Annotated in this window: 17 protein-coding genes and 1 pseudogene; 12 read left to right on the top strand and 6 right to left on the bottom strand. The window is 61.7% G+C overall.

Annotated features, from left to right (window positions below):
- Positions 1–324: 324 nt before the first annotated feature.
- Together BR71_RS00735 and BR71_RS00730 are read right to left on the bottom strand one after the other, a co-directional pair.
- Positions 325–843: a hypothetical protein gene (locus BR71_RS00735; RefSeq protein WP_043631264.1), complete on the bottom strand. Its 519-nt coding sequence runs from the start codon at positions 841–843 to the stop codon at positions 325–327.
- A 149-nt stretch (positions 844–992) separates the two neighbouring features.
- Positions 993–1,337, bottom strand: a complete 345-nt coding sequence (locus BR71_RS00730; protein ID WP_043631256.1) for a hypothetical protein — start codon at positions 1,335–1,337, stop codon at positions 993–995.
- A gap of 161 nt (positions 1,338–1,498) precedes the next feature.
- Here BR71_RS00730 and BR71_RS00725 point away from each other — a divergent pair, with 161 nt between their 5' ends.
- Positions 1,499–1,828, top strand: coding sequence for a hypothetical protein (locus tag BR71_RS00725; RefSeq protein ID WP_043631254.1), 330 nt, complete (start codon positions 1,499–1,501; stop codon positions 1,826–1,828).
- 338 nt (positions 1,829–2,166) lie between these two features.
- Here BR71_RS00725 and BR71_RS00720 read toward each other — a convergent pair whose 3' ends face one another.
- Positions 2,167–3,756, bottom strand: a complete 1,590-nt coding sequence (locus BR71_RS00720) for a mechanosensitive ion channel family protein (RefSeq protein ID WP_043631251.1) — start codon at positions 3,754–3,756, stop codon at positions 2,167–2,169.
- Positions 3,757–4,187: 431 nt separating this feature from the next.
- Here BR71_RS00720 and BR71_RS00715 point away from each other — a divergent pair, with 431 nt between their 5' ends.
- From BR71_RS00715 to BR71_RS00705, 3 genes are all read left to right on the top strand, one after another.
- Positions 4,188–5,591 carry a metal-dependent hydrolase family protein gene (locus tag BR71_RS00715; protein ID WP_052370225.1) on the top strand — a complete coding sequence of 468 codons (1,404 nt, stop codon included), beginning with the start codon at positions 4,188–4,190 and terminating at the stop codon, positions 5,589–5,591.
- Positions 5,592–5,804: 213 nt separating this feature from the next.
- Positions 5,805–6,689, top strand: coding sequence for an AraC family transcriptional regulator (locus BR71_RS00710; protein ID WP_043631245.1), 885 nt, complete (start codon positions 5,805–5,807; stop codon positions 6,687–6,689).
- Between the two features lie 108 nt (positions 6,690–6,797).
- Positions 6,798–8,558: an amidohydrolase gene (locus BR71_RS00705; RefSeq protein ID WP_043631243.1), complete on the top strand. Its 1,761-nt coding sequence runs from the start codon at positions 6,798–6,800 to the stop codon at positions 8,556–8,558.
- A gap of 314 nt (positions 8,559–8,872) precedes the next feature.
- Here the strand turns inward: BR71_RS00705 and BR71_RS22630 are convergent, their stop codons facing one another.
- A complete protein-coding gene (locus BR71_RS22630; protein ID WP_156038754.1) occupies positions 8,873–9,229 on the bottom strand; it encodes a DUF4180 domain-containing protein in 357 nt (118 codons plus the stop codon).
- Between the two features lie 228 nt (positions 9,230–9,457).
- Here BR71_RS22630 and BR71_RS00695 point away from each other — a divergent pair, with 228 nt between their 5' ends.
- The 4 genes from BR71_RS00695 to BR71_RS00680 are packed head-to-tail and all read left to right on the top strand — an operon-like array spanning position 9,458 to position 13,590.
- Positions 9,458–10,273: a hypothetical protein gene (locus BR71_RS00695; protein WP_043631240.1), complete on the top strand. Its 816-nt coding sequence runs from the start codon at positions 9,458–9,460 to the stop codon at positions 10,271–10,273.
- Positions 10,270–11,454, top strand: coding sequence for a hypothetical protein (locus tag BR71_RS00690; RefSeq protein ID WP_043631236.1), 1,185 nt, complete (start codon positions 10,270–10,272; stop codon positions 11,452–11,454). Before BR71_RS00695 ends, BR71_RS00690 begins: the two co-directional genes overlap by 4 nt.
- A 22-nt stretch (positions 11,455–11,476) precedes the next feature.
- Positions 11,477–12,403 (top strand): glycosyltransferase family 2 protein, encoded by a 927-nt coding sequence (locus BR71_RS22625; protein ID WP_052370223.1) that lies wholly within the window; start codon positions 11,477–11,479, stop codon positions 12,401–12,403.
- Positions 12,400–13,590, top strand: coding sequence for an AMP-binding protein (locus BR71_RS00680; RefSeq protein ID WP_043631227.1), 1,191 nt, complete (start codon positions 12,400–12,402; stop codon positions 13,588–13,590). The genes BR71_RS22625 and BR71_RS00680 overlap by 4 nt, the downstream gene beginning before the upstream one ends.
- 84 nt (positions 13,591–13,674) lie before the next feature.
- On the opposite strand, the gene BR71_RS00675 is transcribed toward BR71_RS00680, so the two are convergent.
- Positions 13,675–14,376 (bottom strand): hypothetical protein, encoded by a 702-nt coding sequence (locus tag BR71_RS00675; RefSeq protein ID WP_043631225.1) that lies wholly within the window; start codon positions 14,374–14,376, stop codon positions 13,675–13,677.
- Positions 14,377–14,872: 496 nt separating this feature from the next.
- On the opposite strand from BR71_RS00675, the gene ampH reads away from it, so the two are divergent.
- Positions 14,873–15,985, top strand: a complete 1,113-nt coding sequence (ampH, locus tag BR71_RS00670; protein WP_043631220.1) for a D-alanyl-D-alanine-carboxypeptidase/endopeptidase AmpH — start codon at positions 14,873–14,875, stop codon at positions 15,983–15,985.
- Between the two features lie 190 nt (positions 15,986–16,175).
- Complete coding sequence (gene blaCHC / locus BR71_RS00665) at positions 16,176–17,342, top strand: CHC family extended-spectrum class C beta-lactamase (protein WP_052370222.1); 1,167 nt, start codon at positions 16,176–16,178, stop codon at positions 17,340–17,342.
- Between the two features lie 55 nt (positions 17,343–17,397).
- On the opposite strand, the pseudogene BR71_RS25085 reads toward blaCHC, so the two are convergent.
- Positions 17,398–17,517: pseudogene (locus tag BR71_RS25085) on the bottom strand (SMR family transporter); the annotation flags it as partial.
- Positions 17,518–18,184: 667 nt separating this feature from the next.
- Between BR71_RS25085 and BR71_RS00660 the strand changes: the two are divergent.
- Together BR71_RS00660 and BR71_RS00655 are read left to right on the top strand one after the other, a co-directional pair.
- Entirely contained in the window at positions 18,185–21,283 is a 3,099-nt protein-coding gene (locus BR71_RS00660; protein ID WP_052370221.1) for a response regulator, read from the top strand.
- The gene (locus BR71_RS00655; protein ID WP_043631218.1) at positions 21,280–22,380 is read left to right on the top strand and encodes an HD-GYP domain-containing protein; all 1,101 of its coding nucleotides are present in this window, start codon (positions 21,280–21,282) and stop codon (positions 22,378–22,380) included. The genes BR71_RS00660 and BR71_RS00655 overlap by 4 nt, the downstream gene beginning before the upstream one ends.
- Positions 22,381–22,412: the final 32 nt, after the last annotated feature.

Genomic DNA, 22,412 nt, shown 5'->3' with positions numbered 1-22,412 from the left:
TTACAGCTGGGGATTCACCCTGAAGACGGGCCGACAGGCCACAATGGACAAGCTGCTGGTCCTGCTCGAAAGCGCGGCCCACAGCACAACGCCGGCTCCGGCCACGACATCCACAGCGAAAGCCTGGCCCTGGATGGGCAAGGGCGGCCGGCCGCGCCGGTGTTCGGAAGCGTCATCGGCGCCACCCGCACCATGCGGGAACTGCAAATCAAACTGGACCCGGAACTGAAACGCGCCGTCGTCTCCTGCTCGCTGCAAGGCAAGGCCTCGCCGGCCTTGATCAGCGCCTCTCCCTCTCTGCGCGAGCGGATGGAGAACAGGCTCTCAACGCCAATACACCCGCTTGGGCTTTTCCCACGCGCTCTTGGTCCACACCTTGACGCCGAAGCGGCGGGCCAGTTCCAACGCATGTTGCTTGTCCGCCGCAGCCAGCCGGTGGTAGCGCACCGGGATATCCTTGGAGCCGCAGCGCAATAACGTCATCCAGTGCGCTTTCCACAAATGACGCACCACCACCGCGCTGGGCGCCTGCCGGGTCAATACCCACTCGTCGCCCAATAGCATCACCCCGTCCACCTGCTCCACCGGCATCGAATGCCAGGCCTCGGCCACCGCCCGCCAGCCCACCAACAACAAGATGCCGGCGGCCATCACATAACCGGGAGTCTCCCTGCCGTCGCTTTCGCCACTGGCGATGAACAACAGAAAAAAACCCATCAATAACAGCGGGCTGTTCTTCAGCAACAAACCCGGCAGCAAGGTGCTCACATCCACCGCCGGGCGCACCAGCAAACGCGCGCCGGCGGCCTCCCGGCCTTGGTCCCGCTCATTAGCGTCTTGCAAACCATCCCCCCTGTTCTGAAGCGCGCACCAGACCGAGCCCCGATGCGGAAAGCCCGCACTCTACGATCAGCCCGTGCTCAGCAAGGCAAACAGCGACAGCGCCGCCTGGCCTTTGCTCAACATCACCGCGGCTCCGCCTCTGGCGCGGCTTACTGGTCCAACCAATCGTCCAGATGGCAGGACTCGCCAGAACGGATCGCCTCGATTTCCTCCACCCTCAAGGCCGGCTTGCCGTCCCGTTCCTCAAACTCGCCCAAGATCCGGGCCGAGGTTCTGGCCCTGTCGTCCAGCGCCTGCGGCGACACGCCCGGCCATTCCGTCAACGGCCGGCCTTCCCGGCTCAGCAGCAGATAGACAGGCTTGCCGATGCTGCAGCGAGTCAAGCGCATGGCCCCCTCGTTCATGCTCAACATGCCGATATAAATATCCGCCGCCATTGCGGCAAACGGCGTCAGCGCGCCCAAAACCGCCAGCATCACCTTTCGCGAAAACATGCTTGTCTCCTTGCGGCCGCCATTGGAGCGACGGCCAAAAAATCGATCGGCATGTTAACCGTTCCCTCGCGAATAGACCAGTCTCGCCGGGAGCGCGGCTAGCCGTCGCCGGCCGCTCTTGCTATATTGGCGGCCTTCCGTCCTAAGCCCACTCGCCGCCCATGACCCTCCCCGCCCGTTTCCTCTTCGCCAGCTTGGCTCTGGCTCTGACGGCCGGCTGCAAGCCGCAGGCGATGCAGGCCAGCTACCACTGCGCAGATGCCACCCGCTTTCACTTCAGCCGCCAGAGCCAGACGGTGGAGTTGATTCGCGGCGAACAGCGCTTTCAGGGTTATATGGATGAGCGCGGGCTCCTGACCTGGCCGCGCGGCAACACCGGTTTGCCACTGCCGGACAGTTTCTTCATCACCCGCAAGCAGCCGGACCAAATGAAGTTGTACGGCGGTTTCGCCGGCACCGGCCTCGCCTGCGAACTGGATAAAGGCCGCTGACGCCCTGCGCCCTCTCTCAAAGTTCCCTCTCCAGCGGAGCCGAAAGACTCGTGACCTGCTCTCCACGAGGCGGGCCAATTAACATCAGCAGACCATTGAGGCATATCTACACACGGCATGTAGATACGCACATTAACCTTGGTCAGCCATCGTTTGATTGGTCGGCTTCCGTCCTCATGACCTATGCACTCAGGTGCCCTCGACATTTTTCACTGTATAGAAGAAACACGGTCGGTCTATCGATCCCACATACCCGCGAGGCAAGTCGCCCAACCCTTGCCCCCCAAGACCACTCTCCCCGAGGTTGGCCGCTACAACTCGCTTGGTGAGCATGGCGGCTATTGTCCCGCGGGCGGTTCGTTCCAGCGCTCCGCCGGCACCAGCACAGGAACGTCAGGCTGTTCGGCGAAATGCGGCGACATGATTTGCACGCCGAACTCGTTGAACGCATCCAGGATCAGGCCGTGCAGCATGTCGCGCGCGGTTGGCGGCTGGGCATCCGCCATCAACTTTGCCTGTAGCTCATATTCGACATAAAAATCCTGCAACGCCAGCTTGCGCACGCGAGGCTTCCAGGCTGGGTCAATATAGGGGCAGCGCCGCGCAGCCAGCTCCAGCAACGCCTCCACCTGCCGCCAAGGCGTGTAGTAGCCTATGGTGATGCGGGTGGAGAGCAGGGTCCCCGCGGCGTTGGCGTGGCGGCTGTAGTTGTTCACCAGGCCGCCCACCGCCACCGCGTTGGGAATGGTGATCTCGAAACCCTGACCAGTAGTGAGCTTGGTCGACAGTGCCGATAATTCGCTGACCCGTCCTTCCACTTCCCCTATCTTCACGTAATCGCCGGTGCGCAGCGCGCGGGAATAAATCAGCACCAGACCGCTCATCGCGTGATTCATCAACCCGGCCGAGCCCAAGGTAACCATCAAGCCGAAAAACACGCTGACGCCCTTGAAAGCGTCGCTGTTGGCGCCAGGGAGGTAGGGATAGGCAACGATCAACGCGAACAGCCAAAGGGTCACCGAGGCCAGCCGACGGGTGGCTCCAGCGGTTTCGGCATGCAAACCAGGTAATTCCAACTGACCCCGTTCCACTGAGCCGAACAACAATGCGAGGCCGCGGCCAAGCAGCCGGGTCAGGAGAAAGATCACGGCGACGATGGCCAAGCCAGGCAATGCGGATAGCGTGTCGTCGGTGATGGTTGCCAGGAGCTGATAAAAGGCGCCAGCCAATTTCCGTCCCAGCGGGCGAGTGTAGGAGAACAAGCTCAGCGAGTAGCTTAGCCAGACATAAGCGGCGAACAGCGCGCACAGCAACGCGGTGATATCCACCAGATGGTGTTCCGCGGCCAGCAGGAATCGATACAGGTTGAAATGGCTGGCTGATCGCGATGGAAGTGACTGCCGTGCCAGCCGGTGCCGCGAGGCGGAGCGCCCCTTGATGATTAAGAACAGCACAGCGGCGAACACGAGAGCGGCGAAAATCGTCAGTAGTACGGACTGGGCGATGTGTTGAGGCGAGCGCTGTTCCAGAACCGCCAGCCGCAGTTCGTTCAGACGGTTCTGCACTCGGGTACCAGCCTGCTCCAACGTCAATTGATCGCCTGGATCAAGGTCGCTCTCCAAGATGGTGAAGAGCGGCTTGCCACGCACGCTCAGCGCCAGGCCGCGCAACCGGCCGGCGGTGAAAGGTGTGGTTTCTACTGGTTGGCGCAGGTCCTCTGGCTCCAGCGCATTGATCCGCTCCAGAGTGCGCTGCAGTCGTTGTTCTGGCGTCAGGACGCCCTGTCCGGCTAGAAACAGGAAGATGGGCCGATTGTCCAGAATCAGTGTGCGGGCGTTGTCGGCTGAAGAAGGCGATGGGTGTGGTTCGGCGGCTAGAGTCGGCAGCGACAGCAACAGGAACAGCAGGCAGCAGCGGATCAGGGGCATGACGGCTCCAGGCAGTGTCGTTCGTTTCTAAATCATGGCACAGCTAGCGCTGCTCGCCATGCTTTTAGTCTATTCAAACAGCCCGAAAACAATCATTTGGTATAAAAATTAATAGCATTGGAAACGCCAACGGGGTGTGGCGTACCCGCTGTTGACGGGTCATGCCCCTGCGAAATGCTCATATACCACTCGACCATTCCGCTTTCTGAGCCGTTTTCGCCTTATCTCGCTCTTGCTCGCGAGACTTTTGAACAGGCTCTGACAAGCCTTGACCCAAACCTTGCAGGGGTATGCAACATATTTAATTTTGTTATTAATCATTCTTGCCACTGGCAAGTAAAATGACAATGTCGTGCTAATCTACAGGTCATACGGCTTCTGCGTCTCTTCGCGGTTGTGGTTCATGAGGCCCCACTCCTCTGGAGAACTCCATGCAAAAACTTGCCCTTGTCTTACTCATGCTGACAACTTCCATGGTGCACGCTCACGGACAGGAGGCCGCGGAGCCGCCTTTGCCTGTATCGAAGCCTGTTCCAGAATTGCAGACCCTGATCACCGGCGCACGAATTTTCGATGGCAAGTCAAAGCAACTCAGCGCGCCGGCGAATGTGCTTGTGCGTGGCAACAAGATTGTGAAGATCTCTGCCTTGCCCATCTCAATCGAGCGAAGTGCCAATGTAGTGTTGATTGATGCGGAAGGACGCACTCTAATGCCTGGACTCATTGATGCCCATACCCATATGGCGCAGTCGGTGGTTCCATTGCCGGTGCTGATGACCGCGGACCCAAACTATACCCAGATCGTGCAGGCCAAGGCGGCCGGCGACATGTTGATGCGTGGATTTACCAGCGCAAGAGATCTATCCGGTCCAACCTTTGGCATGAAGCGAGCGATTGATGAGGGTCACATTCCAGGGCCTCGCATCTGGCCGTCCGGCGCGGCAATTTCACAGACCTCAGGTCACGCGGATTTTCGCAGCCATTTTGACCTGCCGCGCAAGGATGGCTCTCCTGCTCATTTCAGCGAGCGGCTGGGGTACGCGGTGATAGCGGATAGTCCGGATGAAGTAAGGCGCGGCGCGCGCGAGCAATTGTTACAAGGCGCCAGCCTTTTGAAAGTGATGGCGGGTGGTGGCGTAGCCTCTAATTACGATCCTTTGGACGTCGCGCAATATAGCGAGGCCGAGATTCATGCCGCGGTCGAGGCCGCGGATAACTGGGGCACTTATGTCGCAGTGCATGCTTACACGCCCAAAGCGATTCAGACAGCGATTCGCGCAGGCGTCAAATGCATTGATCACGGCCAGCTTGCTGACGAAGCCAGCGCTAAATTGATGGCCGAAAAAGGCATCTGGTGGAGCTTGCAGCCTTTTCTTGAGGACGAGGACATGATCCCTTTCCCCGAAGGTTCTGTTAATCGGGCCAAGCAATTACAGATGCTCAAGGGCACCGACAATGCTTATCAATTGGCGAAGAAGTACAAGATTAAGACGGCATTCGGCACAGACACTTTGTTCGACGCCAAGCTGGCTAGCCGCCAAGGCGCGCAGTTGGCCAAGCTCGTGCGTTGGTATACGCCGGCTCAAGTGCTAAAAATGGCCACCGCTGACAATGGAGAATTGCTTGCGCTATCCGGTCTGCGCTCACCCTATCCCGGGAAGATCGGCGTGGTTGAGGAAGGAGCGCTGGCTGACTTATTGTTGGTTGACGGCAACCCTATAGCGGACATCAAATTGATTGAGAACCCCGCGAAAAACTTTACCGTGATCATGAAGGATGGGGTGATCTACAAAAATACGATGCGCAAGGCGCCGCTGCCAAACTCGCAAAACTGAAGAAGAAATTGCAAACAGAAGAACTCTTATTGCAATGGACCATAGGGAAGCCGTCGCTCGCGAGACAAGGCGAAAACAAACGAAAAAGCGGAGTGCACAGATGGTACATTCGCATTTCGAAGAGGGCTCACGCTCTTGTCTCACCATCTCATCAACGCGCGGCAGATCGTAAACAGATTCTAAACGCAGAAGATTCATCTATGACATTCCACCATGCGCCGCGCTAAAGCGCTTGCCCACAACAAGCTCAAAGTGATGAAAGCCTTGAACCTGATCAGCAGCAGCCTGGAACAGGAGCACTCGCTTGCCGTGGTATCTCGCCAGTGCGCCTCTTCACGTTTCCACTTCCACCGCGTGTTCAAGCAGGAAACCGGCGAAACATTAAGCGAAGCGATCAGAAGACTAAGACTGGAGCGTGTCGCCAAATACCTATGCTCGTCCCAAATCTACAATATGAGCCGCTTAGCCGCTTTTTGCGGATTTTCCAGCTCGCAAAACATGGCAAAAAGCTTTCGGCGGCACTTTGGCCTAAGCCCGTCGGACTATCGGCTGCACATGCAAAATAGCAAGCATGGAAACGACATCCCGGCAGCAATTCAATACCTTGACGACCTTGATGCGGACAATGAAGCAACGGCTTTCGCCAGTATCCGGGAGCTTGCCGCCCGGGAGGTGGTGTATGCCCGCCAAACCGGAAATTATGGTCAAGCGTCCTGCGCCCATGCCTTCTTGGCTCTAAGTGAATTGCTAGGCTATACACCGGACTTTCAGACTACGCCGGTGCTGGCGGTGTATTGGGACTACCCGCTGGTCACCCCGCCGAACAAGTGCCGCACCGATATGTGCGCGCAACTGCCGGATTTGGTTGACCAGCGCGTGACGCAACAGGTGCCTGGCGGGCGCTACGCTGTATTTTCTTGCGCGGGAGACGAAGCTCTGCTGGCGCAAGCCTGGCACGCCGCGGCCGCCTGGATGGATAGACACGGCTACGAGTTGGGCGACAGCCCTTGCTACGAGCTGTACTTGCCTGGAACCCAACCGGAGCTTGGCTGGTACGCGGTGGAGATCCATATGCCTATTGGCGAGCCGCCTGGCTGAACTCGGCACACTGTCGTTTCCTGTCCGCATCGTTGTTGTCCATGTCGGCGCTTCGTCGCATGGTTCTTCTACATGCCGCCATTGGCGGTCCGATGCCAGGAAACCACCATGTTATTGAAACACTCCTTGTTCACTCTGGGCGTTCTTTTCTTATCGCTTGCCGCATCGGCGGCGCCGCGCAGCGGCATGATTCTACACGGCGGCAACATCTATAGCGCCGACGCCACGCAACCACACCCTGAAGCCGTTGGCGTAGCAAATGGCAAAATCGTCATCGTTGGCGATTATGCAGTTGTAGCCAAGGCAATGGGGCCAAGCGCCACTCGATTGGATCTACAAGGCAAATTCTTGATGCCCGGCCTGATCGATACGCATGTGCATACCGGATTCGCCGGTTTCCAGAGCATGACCGAAGCCTTTCCCGACACGCTGGGCACCGCCGAGCAAATCCGCGATTTTGTGCGGCAGAAACAGAACAGCCCCAAGCTGCGCCTTGGCAACATCCTCTACTTCTCCAATGTTTCTTTGAGCTACTGGGAAAACCTGGAGCCCATCCGCCAAGTGTTCAACAGCCCCGAGTTCGCCACGGTCCCGGTAGTGCTGGCAGGCGCAGATGCTCACACAGGCTGGGTTAATCAAGCGATGCTGAAGCAGGCCGGCATAGATCAAAAAAGGCTAGCCAAGCTGGGGCCGAGCGTTGCCAGCCACTTTGGCCAGACGCCGCAAGGGGAGTTGAACGGTTTTGTTTCAGAGGCCGGCTGGGACCAAATCCTGCAAGCCATGCCCCCGCTAGACACCAAGACCATGGCGCGCGCCATCGCCTCCGGCGCCCGCGAGCTCAATCGGTACGGTATTACCGCCTGGATGGACCCCATCACCAATATCCGGCCGGCCTCCGCCGTCTTCAGCGCCGAACCCACCGCACGCGATCAAGGCCAGTTGCCCGCTTACGCTTATCTGGCCCAACAAGGGCGTCTCAATGGCCATGTGACCGCGCTGGCGCTGGTGGGCATCCATTCGGGTCCTGAAATCATCCAAGACGTAATGAAGCTGAAACGGCGGTTCTCAGGCGGCCGGCTGAATCTGGGGGGCATCAAGATTCTGCAAGACGGCGTGATCGAGGCGCCGTCTCAATCCGCCAAGCTCAGCCAGCCTTACCTGAACCGGCCGGACTACAGCGGCAGCCAAGATCTGAACCAGCAACGCTTTAACGAGTTGATTGCGGCGGCCGACCGCCAGCACTTGATCGCACACTTTCACACCATTGGCGATCGTGCGGCCGATGAGGCTCTCACGGCACTTGCCTATGCCCGCGCCCGCAATCCTGAAGGCCGGACCCTGCACAGCCTGACGCATTTGGAAGTGGTTGCCGATCGGCACATCCAGCAGTTCAAACCGCTCAATGTCGCCGCATCGATGCAGTTTCTGTGGTCAGGGAAAGACGCGGCCAGTACCAGCTTGTTGGCCGACGTTAACCCTGCACTCCGTCAGAAGCTCTATCCTGCGGGGAGTTTGATTCGCAGTGGCGCCATCGTTGCAGGCGCCAGCGACTGGCCAGTCTCCACGCCCAATCCCTTCCATGCCATGTACACAGGGATCACTCGGCAGGGGGAGCTGGGGGAACTCCCGCCGGCGGAGGAAAAAATCTCGCGTCAGGATGCCTTGCAGGCCTACACCCTCAATGCGGCTAAAGTGATAGGGCTGGATCAGCAAATTGGCAGTATCACGGCGGGGAAAAGCGCAGACTTCGCCCTGATTGACCGTAATCTCGAAAAGGTACCAGTGGCACAGCTCAAAGATGCCAAGGTGTTGTGGACTATGCTAGCCGGCAAAGTGATTTATCAGCAGATTTCGGACCAGCCCAAATAAAACCGAGCTATTGGCTTATAGATCGGGCGGGGGAGTTGGTGCCCCCGCAAGCGCTTTGCGAAACATAGCTGCAATCAGCCTCACACAAAGCACCGCACCCGGCCAGCTTCTGGTTCCGATCACGCCTATCCACATGGTTCTCAAGAACAGTTTCCATGCAACGACAGGTCATGCTGACGGCCCCTCCGCAGCGCAGCGGATCGTTAACAGGTTGAAAGCCGGCAGCCCCGCTCAGGGGCCGCTTCCCTCATCCGCGCCCCTTCCCCAACGCCAGCCTCCCCCCCGGAACCGCCGCTTTTCCTACAGCTTCGCCCTCAATGCTGCGCCGCCAACCAGGCCAGAGCAGCCTCCCTACCGTCAAACACGCGAAACTGCCGGCCCTGGCGCGCTTCGTTCAGGTACTCGCCAAATCTCTCCCCATAAGCGGCGCCGTTTGCGAACACGCCGGCCACGGCGAGGCGGTAGTTGACCAGCTTCTGGATGAACTCCCCGGCAAAACGGCTGCTCAAGTCAAAAAAGACCGGCGGCAAGGCTTCTTCCGCCAGCAGCAAGCACGGCGCGTCGTGCTCCGCGCATAGCGCCACCAGTTCCAGCGCCTGATCCAGGCTTTCCACGCCGGCACGGCATTCAATCCACCTTGCCTGTTTGACGGTCATCACTTGAGCTTGCATTTCCGCTGCCTCGCTTGCCGGAAAAGACAAATAATGCCAAATCAATACACGGTGCGGCAAGCGCCATTAGATCATTCATGCGGATTTTCAATATCGTGGTAGTACCTATATCGGCAGTCTGATCCTTAAACCATATTGATGTCTGTCCGACCGAAAAAGGAACGGGCCAGCGGCCTTCCCGTCCGGCCTGCCGCGGCGCGCACTCAATGCCAGCAAGGGGTCCTGCTCATGAATCATCTCAGCCATATCATCATGCCAGTCCTGCGGGATTTGCCCGCCTCCCACCTCAAACGCGAGCTGCTGGAAGCCTTTGAACGGCACGGCCGCCACTTTGAAGCAATCGAGGCCGGCTTTGCGCGCCTAACCGCTCAGCGGCAAAGTCCTGAGACCTTGCGCCGCTTTTTTCAAAGCTGGAGCCAGACCAACAATAGCGCGATGACGGTGGCCGGCATCAGCAACCGCATGACCTTGCTGATTCACACCGGCCGGCCGGTGGCGGACCGCGAAGCTTTATTGGCCGCCATGGTCTGCTTGAACCGCATCGTGGACGAGGATCTGGCGGTCACGCACAAGATTCTGCACGCCCAGATGTACTACAACATGGCCACGGGCATTGTCGGAGATGACCAGTGGCTGTCCCATGCCTACCTCCACCCCAGCGCCAAGGCCTTCAAGAGCTGGAAGGACCATCAGTCGCTGCGCGAGCCGGACCTGGCCATTGCGCTGCTGACCACGCTGACGCACGAGATCTACACTCACGGCGAAGTGGAGTTCATCCTGCCTTTGTTCCGCCGCTGGCTGACTCAAACCCTGGGCTTCGCCGAGCGCGACGCCACTCGTACGCTGGGCTGGATCAGCGTGCACTGCGGCCCCACCGAGAAAAACCACTTCTTTCACGCCATGAACGCCATCCGCCACTACGCGCGGGCCATGGCGCTGGATTTGGAACGCTATAGTCTGGACGGCATCGTCGGCGCTTACCTGGAGCAAAAGGCGGCGGTGCTGGAAGCGGTGGCGCTGGACGTCGCGGCGGAAGCGCTGTGAGCGGAACCGAACCGCCGCTCTTGCGGCTGGCGGATCAGGCCGCCGCCGCGCCGCCCGCCTGGCCGCCGGGCACGCCGCCGCTGTTCGCCCCGGAGCAGCTGGCGCGCGCCCGCGTGGAAGTGTCCGCCGGCTATCTGAGCAGCCTGCATCGTCTGAGCGCGCTGCTGGACGCCGCGTTCCGGGCCATCGTCGGCCGCTATTTCCTGGACCCTCGCATCCGGGCGCTTTATCAGTTGCCCAAAGCGATGGAGGCGCTGCTGCTGCACGCTCACGGCCGGCCTTACCGCGTGGGATTTTACCGTCCGGACTTCATTTACGACCGCGAGGGCCTGCCGCGCATCTGCGAGGTGGGCGCGCGCTATCCAATGAACGGATGGATGATCAGCCACTGGCTGGGCCAGGCTGAGGGAGACGACGCCTTCTTGAAAACGCTGCGTCAATGGCACCCGCCCGGCTGCGTGGTGGCGCTTGTGCACGCCCGCGAGCCCGGCACCGAGATTTTTCTGCTGGCGGAAACGCTGCGGCGCGACGGCGCTCACTTTCTGTCCGCCCGGCCGGAAGCGCTCAGCGTCCGCAACGGCAAACTGTGGCTGAACGGCCGCGCAGTGGATCGCTGCATTCTGGAAATGGACCGTAGCGAACTGCCGCTACTGCCGGACAAAGCGCTGGATCAGTTGCTGGATAGCGGCGCTTATTTCAACGACATCCGCACGCTGATCCTGGTGCACGACAAGCGTTCTCTGGCGGTCCTGAATCGGGAGGACATCATGCGGGACTGCCTGGACACCGATGATTACGCCGCCCTCCGGCCCTTTCTGATCCCCTCCTTCGCGCCGGCTTCGCAGGAGGAAGCCGAAGCCCTGTTGGCGCTTCCCGGCGATTTCATCGCCAAGCCCAGCAGCGGCGGACGCGGCCTGGGCTCGCTGGTGCGCTCCGCCTGCGGCGAAGCCGCCTGGCGCAAGCTGGTGCGGGAGCAATGGCCGCGGTACATGTTTCAAAACTATATTGAACAAAGCGAATTCGAGGACCCGGAAAGCCGACAGCTCATCCGGCTGGTGGGCATGCAGCTATGCCGCGACGCGGAAAGTTACGGCCCCGGCGTGTTTCGCGGTTCGGACGAGTTGATCATCAATCTGCACCAACGCCGCGGCAAGCTGTACTCCGCCGCCGCCGCGGCCTGAATCGGTTTGCACAGGGGGCTTCATGCGGCATTCCGTCATTATTCCGCTGTACAACAAACGCGCCTACATCGGTGAAACCATCGCCTCGCTGGCGGCGCAGGAGAAAGCGCCGCACGAGATCATCATCGTCGACGACGCCAGCACCGACGACAGCGCCGAGGCGGCGGAACACGCCTTGCGCCACCACGCTCAGGATTTAAGCCATACCCGCAGCGTGCTGCTGCGGCTGCCGCGCAACAGCGGCCCCGGCGCGGCGCGAAACGCAGGGCTGGCGCTGGCGGGCGGCGAACTAGTGAGCTTTCTGGACGCGGACGACTGCTACCGCCCGGACTGCCTGCGCTTGCTGGAGCAAAAAATGAACGAGCACCGGCTGGACCTGGCGGTGCTGGGCTATGACAGCGCGCCGCAGGAGGAGCGCTTCCCGCAACTGGACGCGCTGCGCGCGGAGTGGGAGCCCCTGGAGGACGAAGTTTTCCTGCTTCCGCGCCCGCTGCGCACCGCCGGCCATCCTGATTTTTTCATGGGCCGGGCCAGCAATGTGGCCGCGCGGCGGCAATGGCTGCTGACGCAGCGCTACGTGGCCGGCGCGCGCTTGAACGAGGGCATCGATTTCTGGTATCGGGTGCTGAAGGAGATTGTCGCGCACGGCGGGCGCGCCGGAGTGCTGTCCGCTCCGCTGATTCGCTTCCGCATTCTGGCGGACAGCCTGTCACACCGGCCGTGCCGGGATTGGCGGCTGCTGGCCACCCCGCCCACCGTGCTGCGCTATGCCGGCAGCCAGGACGCGGACGAGCTGCGCCTGGCTCGCATGCTGGCGCAGCGCTGGCTGGATTACGCGCAGGAGTCGCTGCCGGACGCGGCGCAGCGGCGCGCCTTCCTGGCCCGCCATCGCCCGCTGCTGATCCAGCTGGGGCTGCCGCAAACAGACGCGGCGAGGCTGCCGGCATGAACGCGCCGCTGACCCAGCCTTCCGCGCCGGCCCGTCAGCAAGCCTTGTTGCGAGAGTGTTTCGAGCTTGCCCGCGCCCATCCCTTCTATCAGACGCTCTACCGCGGCGTAGACTGCGCCGACGCCGCGCAGCCGCTGGAAAAAGCGGTTCTGCAAGCCGCGCTGGCGTCGTTTGCGCCGGAACGGGAGGCTTCCGGCCTCTATCTGGTGCGCTCCGGCGGCAGCACCCAGGCGGCGCTGATTTTCCCGGTGGATATCGCGGAAAACCTGGCCCAACGACAGGCGCTGGCGGACCGGCTGCGCGCCGACGGGGTGTTCGGCCCCGCCAGCATCGCCCTGAATCTGTTTGGCTACGCCAACCTCTACCGCACCGCCGCCATCGTCGACGATGTGCTGGAGCGCTGCCAGGCCACCACCCTGCCGATGAGCGCCCACGCCGCCGACGCCGACATCCTGGCCGCGGCGCGGCAGTTCCGCCCCAGCCATATATTGGGCACCCCGTCGCGGCTGGCGCTGTTCGCCGCCCACCTGGAGGCCGCGGATGAGCGTTTGGAGATTCCGCAACTGCTCTACGCCGGTGAAACCCTGCACGCATCCACTCTCGCGCGGCTGCGCGCCGCTTTGGGCGCGGGTCAGGTCTGGTCACTATACGGCGGCGCGGAAACCGGCATCTGGGCCTGGAGCGACGCCAGCCGCCGCCCCGGCCTGTTTCGGGTGCTGCCGCGGGTGGCGGTGGAGATCCTGCAGCCGGACGCCGCCGGTTACGGCCGCATTGCAGTCAGCAACGCCTGGCGGCGGCGCTTTCCGGTGTTTCGCTACTGCGTGGGCGACATCGGCCGCTGGGTGGAGCGCGACGGTGAACGCTGGCTGGAATTGCGCGGTCGCGACGGCCGCTCCTTCCGTCTCAATGAAACCACTTACGAACTGGACGACTTCGCGAAGCTGGCCGGCGCGGAAGACGGCTTCCAGATCCAACTGGACCGCGACCCAAGCGGCCGCGAGCGGCTGACCCTGCTGCTGGCCGGCCCGCTGCCCGCCCCCGCGGAGGCGGCCTTGCGCTCGCGCCTGACGGCCTTGCTCGGCCAGGCGGACACCTGCGCCGTCGCGCTCATACCGGCGGCGCGAGCACAATGGCGGCTGGACCCCATCACCAGCAAAACGCCGCCCATCGTGGACCTGCGGGCCTGAACGCCTGTTCAACATCCACTGACTTCGAACAAGCTGCCCCCGGCGGACCGCCATCCCGGCCGTCCGCCGTTCTCGCCCGCCCGCTCACAAGGTCTGGAAATAGAAGCGGTAATCGCCCTGCCCGAACAGCATCGACATACTGGTCAGATTGCTGTTGGCCGGCGTGCCCACCAGGGTCAGGATGGGAATGGAGTCGTGACCATATTGATACGCCTGGGTCTGCGGGTTGTAGCCGAACTGGTAGAAGGTGTCCACGCTGCCCACCTTGAAGGCGTACAAGCGATAGGTGCTGCCGTCGAACAACATCGACCAACGGTGGAAATCCGTATCTCCCGGCGCGCCGGTGACGTTCAAAGTGGGAATGGAGTTATAGCCGTACTCATAGTGGTTGGTGGAACGGTTGAAGCCAAACTGGTACAGCACCGTGGGCGCGCCCAAACGCCGCAAATACAGCCGATACGTGCTGGTGCTGCCATCGTAGAGCATGGACACGCTGCTGGCGTCCGCGTCCGGCGGCGCGCCGGTGATCTTCAACTCCGGGATGGAGTGGAAGCCGAACTCGTACTTGGACGTGGCCGGATTGAACGCGGCCTGATACAGGGTATCCGCGCTGCTGCCCTTGAAGAAATACATCCGGTAGTACTCACCGTCGTTGAGCATGGTCCAACGCGCCCAATTGGTATCGTTGGGCATATTGGCAATCGCCATATTGGGAATGGACCCGCCATAGGCGAATTTGTAGGTGCTGGTATTGGGCACATAAGCAAACTGATTGACTGATGGCATGACACTTTCCTCCATAAAGGTAAGTCAGCTGCCCCAACGCCGGCGCAAAGCCGGCGTCCTCCATACGGCAACAGCAGCTGGCAAAACCTGCGCAAACGACAACGCGCCGCACCGCCTCAGGGCGCGGGCTTGCAGGTTCAAGCGGGTTTTGCCAGCGGTTCTACCTCTTGCTCTGCATGTGATAGAGCATGAGTCTCTCCTCCTCTCCGTGCAGCGGCACGGGCGAAGCGGACGAACAAACAGCCACTAAGTCGTCAATCAGGGGCGGGCGCCTTGGCGCAGACGAGGCGGGGCCGATAATGGCGGCGATAGGGACTTCAACTAGCCAGTAATAGCACCTCAAAAACCGGGCACGCCTGTACTTTTGGACTAGACCGTCTCAATCGGTTACAGCCGTTACAGATTGCGCGCTATGCCGCCGGCTTCCGCCGCCCATAAAATGCATGCCATCGACAGCGCCGATGATGCGCAGCCTCACCCAAGGAAAGCACGATCAATGAGAACAAAGGGATTCATCAGCCTGGCCCTGGCCGCCCTGCCGGCCGCGAGCCTGGCCGCCATGCCCATCGCCCAACTAAACCAGCACGCCGAGCGCATCTTCAAAGACAGCCAGGCGGTGGGCATGGTGATGGTGGTGATAGACAAACAAGGCAGCCTGCAACGTTTTTACGGAGAAACCCGCCCCGGCAGCCGCCAGACGCCGGACGCCAACTCACTGCTCCGCATCGCCAGCCTGAGCAAACTGATGACCAGCGAAGTACTGGCGGCCATGGTGCTGGATCAGCGGCTCAAACTGGACGACCCGTTGCAAAAGTTCGCGCCGGCCGGCGCCCGGCCAGCCAAGGCCTTGGGCGGCCAGCCCATCACCTTGCTGCACCTGGCCACCCACACCAGCGGCTTGCCCCGCGAGTTGCCGGGCGTCAAACCGCGCGACACGCCCGTATTCGTCTGGCCCAATCAGCAACAGCGCTGGCGCTGGCTGGTCAAGACCAAGACCCGATTCGCGCCAGGACAGAGCGCCCAATACTCCAACCTGGCTTACGATTATCTAGCCGACGCGCTGGCAGTCGCCGCCGGCAAGCCCTATCCGACCTTGCTGCGCGACACCGTCACCGGGCCGCTGGCCATGCGCGACACCACCTTCAGCCCCAGCCCCGCCCAGTGCGCGCGCCTGCTGCGCGGCGTGGAAACCAGCCCCTGCGTCAATACCAGCGCCGCCATAGGCAGCGGCGGCGTCTATTCCACCGCCGCCGACATGCAACGCTGGCTGCAAGACTTGGTGCGGCCGCAGAACGAGCAACGCAAACGCCTGTATCAGCAAACCTTCCAGATGCGCTATCAGCGCGCCGAGCTGCGCAGCCTTACCGGCATGGACGTGCCCGGCAAGGCCGATGCGTTGGGTCTGGGCTGGGTGGCTCTGCGCGAACAGCCGAACGCCCAACCTTTCCTGCAAAAAACCGCCGGCGGCGGCGGCTTCTTCAGTTATGTCGCCATCGACCCCCAACGGCAGACGGCGGTATGGGTGGCGCTGACCCGCGGCAAACAGACGCGCTACCAGGCCATGAGCGACGGCGTCAATCAATTGCTGCTGGCGCTGAACCGCTCCTGACCACCTGTTTACGATCTCTGCTGCGCGTCGGCGATACCGCGTTGAAAACGCCTTGTCTCGCTAGATCGTAAACAGACTCCAAGCCCTGGCCCAGACAAGCCGGAACGGCAGAGGCGGCGACCGCGGCCCGGCCTCCGTCGCGTCCGACGCGCCGTTCTTTCTCTTCCCATATCTTGATGGAGGCATCGTCATGCCCTTAATCAATCGCCGCATCCTGCCGCTGTTCTGCGCCGCACTATCCGCTCACGCTCTGGCAGCCGCGCCTTCGCCCCAGGCCGCCGTGGACGCGGAGATCCCGGCGCTGATGCGCAAAAACGGCATACCCGGCATGGCGGTGGGCCTCGCCGTCGACGGCGGCGTCCAGGTCTACAACTACGGCGTCGCTTCTAAAACCGACCAAAGGCCGGTGACGAGCGCCACGCTGTTCGAGATCGGCTCGCTCAGCAAAACCTTCACCGCCGCGCTGGCCAGCTACGCCCAGACCGAGGGCCGGCTCTCGCTGGCCGATCCCGTGACCCAGCACCTCCCGGCACAGAGCGGCGGCGGCCTGGAGCGGGTCACGCTGCTGAACCTGGGCACTCAGACCTCCGGCCTTCCCTTGTTCGTGCCGGACAACGTCGACAACGCCGGCCAGTTGCGGCGATTCATGCGGCGCTGGCGTCCCAGACAGCCAGTGGGCAGCCAACGGATCTATTCCAATATCGGCATCGGGGTCCTGGGCCAGATCGCCGCCGCCAGCATGCGCATGCCCTATGCGGCGGCGGTGGAAGGCAGACTCTTCGCCAAGCTGGGCATGGACAACAGCTTCGTCAACGTCCCTTTCCAGAGAATGCGCGACTACGCCCAGGGCTACGACAAGAACGACCGGCCCGCGCGGCTGACCCCGGCCGTGTTGGCGGATGAGGCCTACGGCGTCAAGTCCAGCGCGGCAGACTTGGCCCGCTTCCTCAACGCCAATATGGGCCTGTTGCCCATGGCGCCCAAGCTGCAAGCCGCGCTCGAGGACACTCATATCGGCTACTACCGCGCCGGAGAATTGACCCAAAGCCTGATCTGGGAACAATATCCGTATCCAGTGGCCTTGCCCCGGCTGCTAAGCAGTAACTCTCCCGCCTACATCTATCAGGGCATGCCGGCACAGCGCCTGGATCCGCCGCTGCCGCCGCAACCGCGGGACTTCATCAACAAGACGGGTTCCACCAACGGCTTTTCGGCTTACGCCGCCTATATCCCGGAAAAGCGGCTGGGCATCGTGCTATTGGCCAACAAGTCCTATCCGCTGGCCGAACGAGTGAGCGCAGCCTACCGCATCCTGGCTCGGCTGGACCGCGGGCTGGCGCCGGGCGCCCAACCATGAGCGTGCGATAGCCGGCGGTCTTGAGCGCGACGATGGATGCGACCAGCAGCGACAGAGAGGCAAACTCCTTGTGGCTCTTTTTATCGCCCCAAAACAAGATGCCGGTCACCACCGTGCCCACCACGCCAATCCTGGTATACGCGGTATAGACAGTCGACATTTGTATGGTTTTCATCGCCAGATAGAGTTAGGAATAAGGAGCTGCTCAGGCCCAGCGCATACAATGCGCAGCCTCTGGCATGGCGTTTCAACGCAATGTCCCGGACACCCACCACTGCCAGGATTTCAAGCACGCCCGCCGCCAACAGATAAAACTAATCCATATCAATCTTTCACTTGCTTGAGTTGCACCACTGAAAACAAGATCGCCGCGATCGCCAGCATCGCGGCCAGACTAACCGGCTTGCCGAACAGGGCGACAGCGGCGTGATGGCGGCGACCGGCCGCGCCGATTGCACCGCTCTGACCGTGGACGGATCGCCCAAGAGGCTCTGCGCGCAAACACCAAAGACGTCCACAAGAGCGAGCAAAGGTTGGACGACATTCGCGCCGCGCTTCACAAGCGCATACGCCGGCGTGGCGCCACCAGCGACATGAGCCACCTCCCCACCTCTCCATCTCCCCCCTCATCCGCCGTTCAAGCCCTCCTCGCTTCGCTGCAAAGCCGGCTCGGAGATGCGTCCACGTCCCTCTTTGCAACTTCCTTCGATTTATCCGGCGCTTGAAAGCCCAGAGCCAGGCAATGGACATTCCATCCCTTCTTGCGAGTCCATATGCTATAAAACAGCAAAATATGATTGCTTCATAAACACGAAATCCGTTGATGGATGGAGCTTCGACATATGCAGCAAACGCCCGCCTCCGGCAACGACGCATTCGAATTTCTATCCACTCTGCCGCCCAGCCCGGCGCAGCGCCGGATGGCGCTGGCCGCCATTCTGGTATCCATGCTGGTGTTTCTCTGCGTGCTGCCTTTCACCAAATTGCCCCTGCCCAAAGTGCCCGCCTTCATTCCCGCGTATCAGGCTGCGATGGCGGTGTGCGATCTGGTCACCGCGGCGCTATTGTTCGGCCAATACGCGATCTTGCGCGCCCGCGCCTTATTGGCCCTGGCCACGGCCTATCTATTCACCGCGCTGATGGCGGTGGCGCACGCGCTGACCTTTCCCGGCGTGTTCGCGCCGGGCGGCCTGCTGGGGGCCGGCCCGCAAACCACGGCCTGGATGTATATGTTCTGGCACGGCGGCTTTCCGCTGATGGTGCTGGCTTACGCGCTGCTAGCCCAACGCGACGACGGCCCAAAACGCTTTGTCAGCCCGCTGCCGGCGGTACTGGGCTGCGTCGCCGGCTCGCTGGCGCTGATGGTGGCGCTGACGGCGCTGGCTACGCTGGGCCATCCCTGGTTCCCCCCCATCATGCAGGGCAGCCGTTACACGCCCATCATGTTTGGCGTGGTGTCCGCCGTTTGGGGCTTCAGCGCGCTGGCCTTGCTGCTGTTGTTGCAGCGCTGGAAGCGCACCTTGCTTGATGTCTGGCTGGCGGTAGTCATGACGGCCTGGCTGTGCGATATCGCCTTGTCCGCCATGCTAAACGCCAGCCGCTTCGACCTGGGCTTTTACGCCGGCCGCGGCTACGGCCTGCTGTCCGCCAGCTTTGTGCTGATCATTCTGCTGCTGGAAAACGGCCTGCTCTACGCGCGCCTGGCGGACACCGCAGGGCAATTGCGCGTGGCCAAGCAGCAGGCGGAGCACGCCACCCAGGCCAAGTCGATGTTCCTGGCCAATATGAGCCACGAAATCCGCACGCCGATGAACGCCATCATCGGGATGTCCTATCTGGCCCTGAAAACCAAGCTCACCGGGCAGCAGCGCGACTACGTCAGCAAAATCCACAACGCCGGCACCTCTCTGCTGGGCATCGTCAACGACATTCTGGACTTTTCCAAAGTAGAAGCCGGCAAGCTGGAAATGGAAGCCGAACCGTTCTGGCTGGACGATATATTGGAGGCGGTGTCCCCGCTGGTGGCGCAAAAAGCAACCGACAAATCTCTGGAATTGCTGTTCGAAGTGGGCTCTGACGTGCCCAAAGGCCTGGTGGGCGACGCCTTGCGGCTCAGCCAAGTGCTGATCAATTTGAGCAATAACGCGATCAAGTTCACGGACAAGGGCCAAGTGGCCATCATCATCCGCCGGCTGGAACAAGTGGGCGACAAGGTCCATCTGCGTTTTTGCGTGCACGACACCGGCATCGGCATGAGCGAGGAACAAGCTGCGCGGCTTTTTCAGCCGTTCAGCCAGGCAGACGGCTCCACCACGCGCCGCTTTGGCGGCACCGGTCTGGGGCTGACCATCGCCAAGCGGCTGGTGGAGCTGATGGGGGGCTCGATCCGGGTGGAATCCGCGCCCGGCTGGGGCAGCCTGTTCATGTTCAACGTCTGGCTGGGCGTGTCCTCCGCCGTGGACACCCGCCGCCAGGGCCTACCTCGAGAGATCAAGGGCTTGCGCGTGCTGGTGGTGGACGACAACGCGTCGGCGCGAGACATCTTGTCCGACCAACTGCGGTCTTTGGGCTTTTTCGCTCAAACCTGCGCCTCCGGGCCGGAGGCCGTGGCCGCGGTCGCTCAGGCCAATCTGGATCGGCCGTTCGACGCGGTTTTCGTGGACTGGATGATGCCGGGCATGAACGGGGTGGAAACCATCTCCCAGATTCGCAGCATCAGCCGCAGCATCAAGATCGTCTTGGCCACCGCCTTTGGCCGCGACGACGTTCGCGCCCAAGGCGAGCTGAGCGGCTGCGACGCGGTCCTGATCAAACCCGTCAGCCTGTCTTCGCTCTACGACGTGGTGCTGGCGATGTTCGGGCCCCATCACAACAAAGGCATAGTGACGCTCACCGAGGAATTGCCGCGCTTGGACGGCGTGCGCCTGCTATTGGTGGAAGACAACCTGGTGAATCAACAAATCGCCGTAGAGCTGCTGGGCGACGCGGGCGCGCTGGTGACCTTGGCCAATCACGGCGGCGAAGCGCTGGCCCGCCTGGCCGCAATGGGCCCGCAGGGCTTCGACGCGGTGCTGATGGATGTGCAAATGCCAGTGCTGGACGGCATATCGGCCACCCGGCAAATCAAGGCCGACCCGCGTTTTTCCTCCTTGCCGGTGCTGGCGATGACGGCAGACACGCTGTCGGAGGAGCGGGAAGAGTGCATGAACGCCGGCATGGACGACTACATCGCCAAGCCGATTGACCCGCATGCGATGTTCCAGACCTTGCTGCGCTGGGTCAAACCGATACCGCCGGGCGCGGAGCTCCGTCACGCCGTCTCGTCCGCGCTGGCGCTGCCGGACATCCCCGGCCTGGATCAACAAGCCGGCTTGAAACGCGTAGCCGGAAAACGCGAACTCTACCTGCATCTGCTGCGCCAATTCGTCGCGGAAGAGGCGGACGCAGCCGCCCGCCTGTCCGCAGCGCTGGCAATTGGAGACTACGTCCAGGCCGAACGCACTGTGCATACGCTAAAAGGCGTCAGCGGCAATGTGGGATGCGTGCAACTTCAGGATGCCGCCACCGCGGTGGAACGCGATTTGCGCTCGCGCGGCGCCGTTCGGCTGGCCCCGCTGGAAGACGCCCTTGAACAGGTGATGACGGCGCTTCGCGCCTGTCTGGAGGCGGAAGACCGTTTATCCGGCGCCATCGCGCCGAATGCGGACGCGCCGGCCGGTCCGGCGCTGCTGCGGCGGCTGGCGGCCCTGCTGGCCGCGAGCGACGGCGACGCCCTGGAACTCTTCCTGCAACAGGCGCCGGTCCTGCGCACTCTACTCGCCCCGAATGAATTCGCCGATTTCGAAAAAGCGCTGAATCAGTTCGACTTCGTCAGCGCTCTGACCTTGCTTCGCCACGCCGCGGCTGCCCAGCGCATCCCTTTGCCGGAGGACATAAGATGACGGACTCCGCACCGGCTGCGCCGCGCCAGACTGTTCTGATCGTGGACGACATGCCGGAAAACCTCACTTTGCTTTACGGTTTGCTCAAAGACCAGTACCGAATCCAAATCGCCAACAGCGGCGAACGCGCGCTGGAACTGTTGGAGGCCGAAACACTGCCGGACCTGCTGCTGCTGGACATCATGATGCCCGGCATCGGCGGTTTTGAAACCTGCCGCCAGGTCAAGGCCAACCCACGCACCGCGCGGATACCGGTGATCTTTCTGACCTCAATGGGCGAAAATGAAAATGAACAAGCCGGCTTCGACGCCGGCGCGGTGGATTACATCATCAAACCCATCTCTCCTCCCATCGTGCTGGCCCGGGTCAAAACCCATCTGCGGCTCAAAGCCGCCGCGGACTTTCTGGAAGACAAGTCCGCTTTCCTGCAAAGAGAGGTGGAGCGCCGTACCCACGAAGTGCAAGTCGTCCAGGACGTCACCATCCTTGCCCTGGCCTCGCTGGCGGAAACCCGCGACCATGAAACGGGCAACCATCTGCGCCGGACGCAAAACTATGTTCTCGCCTTGTGCACGCAATTGCGCAACCACCCGCGCTTCCAAGCCGCGCTGGATGAGGAAACCATTCAAGAACTGTTCAAATCCGCGCCCTTGCACGATATCGGCAAGGTGGGCATTCCGGACTATATCCTGCTCAAGCCCGGCAAGTTGACGCCGGAAGAGTTCGAAATCATGAAAACCCACACCACGCTGGGGCGCGATACCATCGCCTCCGCGGAGAGGCTGCTGAACTCTCCCAGCAGTTTTCTGCGCCACGCCAAGGAAATCGCGTACAGCCATCAGGAGAAATGGGACGGCAGCGGCTACCCTCAAGGCCTTGCCGGAGACGACATCCCCGTCTCCGCCCGGCTAATGGCGGTGGCGGATGTTTACGACGCCTTGATTTCCCGCCGCGTCTACAAGCCCCCCCTCCCCCATGAACAGGCAGTCTCCATCATCCGCGAAGGCTACGGCAGCCATTTCGACCCGGACATCGTCGCCGCCTTCCTGGCCCTGACGGAAACTTTCCGCGCTATTGCCGAGCGCTATACCGACTAAGCATGCCTAGCGAGCAGGTAAAAACGCGTCGA

It is taken from the genome of Chromobacterium haemolyticum DSM 19808 (genome assembly GCF_000711885.1).
Lineage (GTDB): Bacteria > Pseudomonadota > Gammaproteobacteria > Burkholderiales > Chromobacteriaceae > Chromobacterium > Chromobacterium haemolyticum.
Note: the sequence above shows the minus strand (reverse complement) of the source record. Positions and strands in the feature narration are given on the sequence as shown.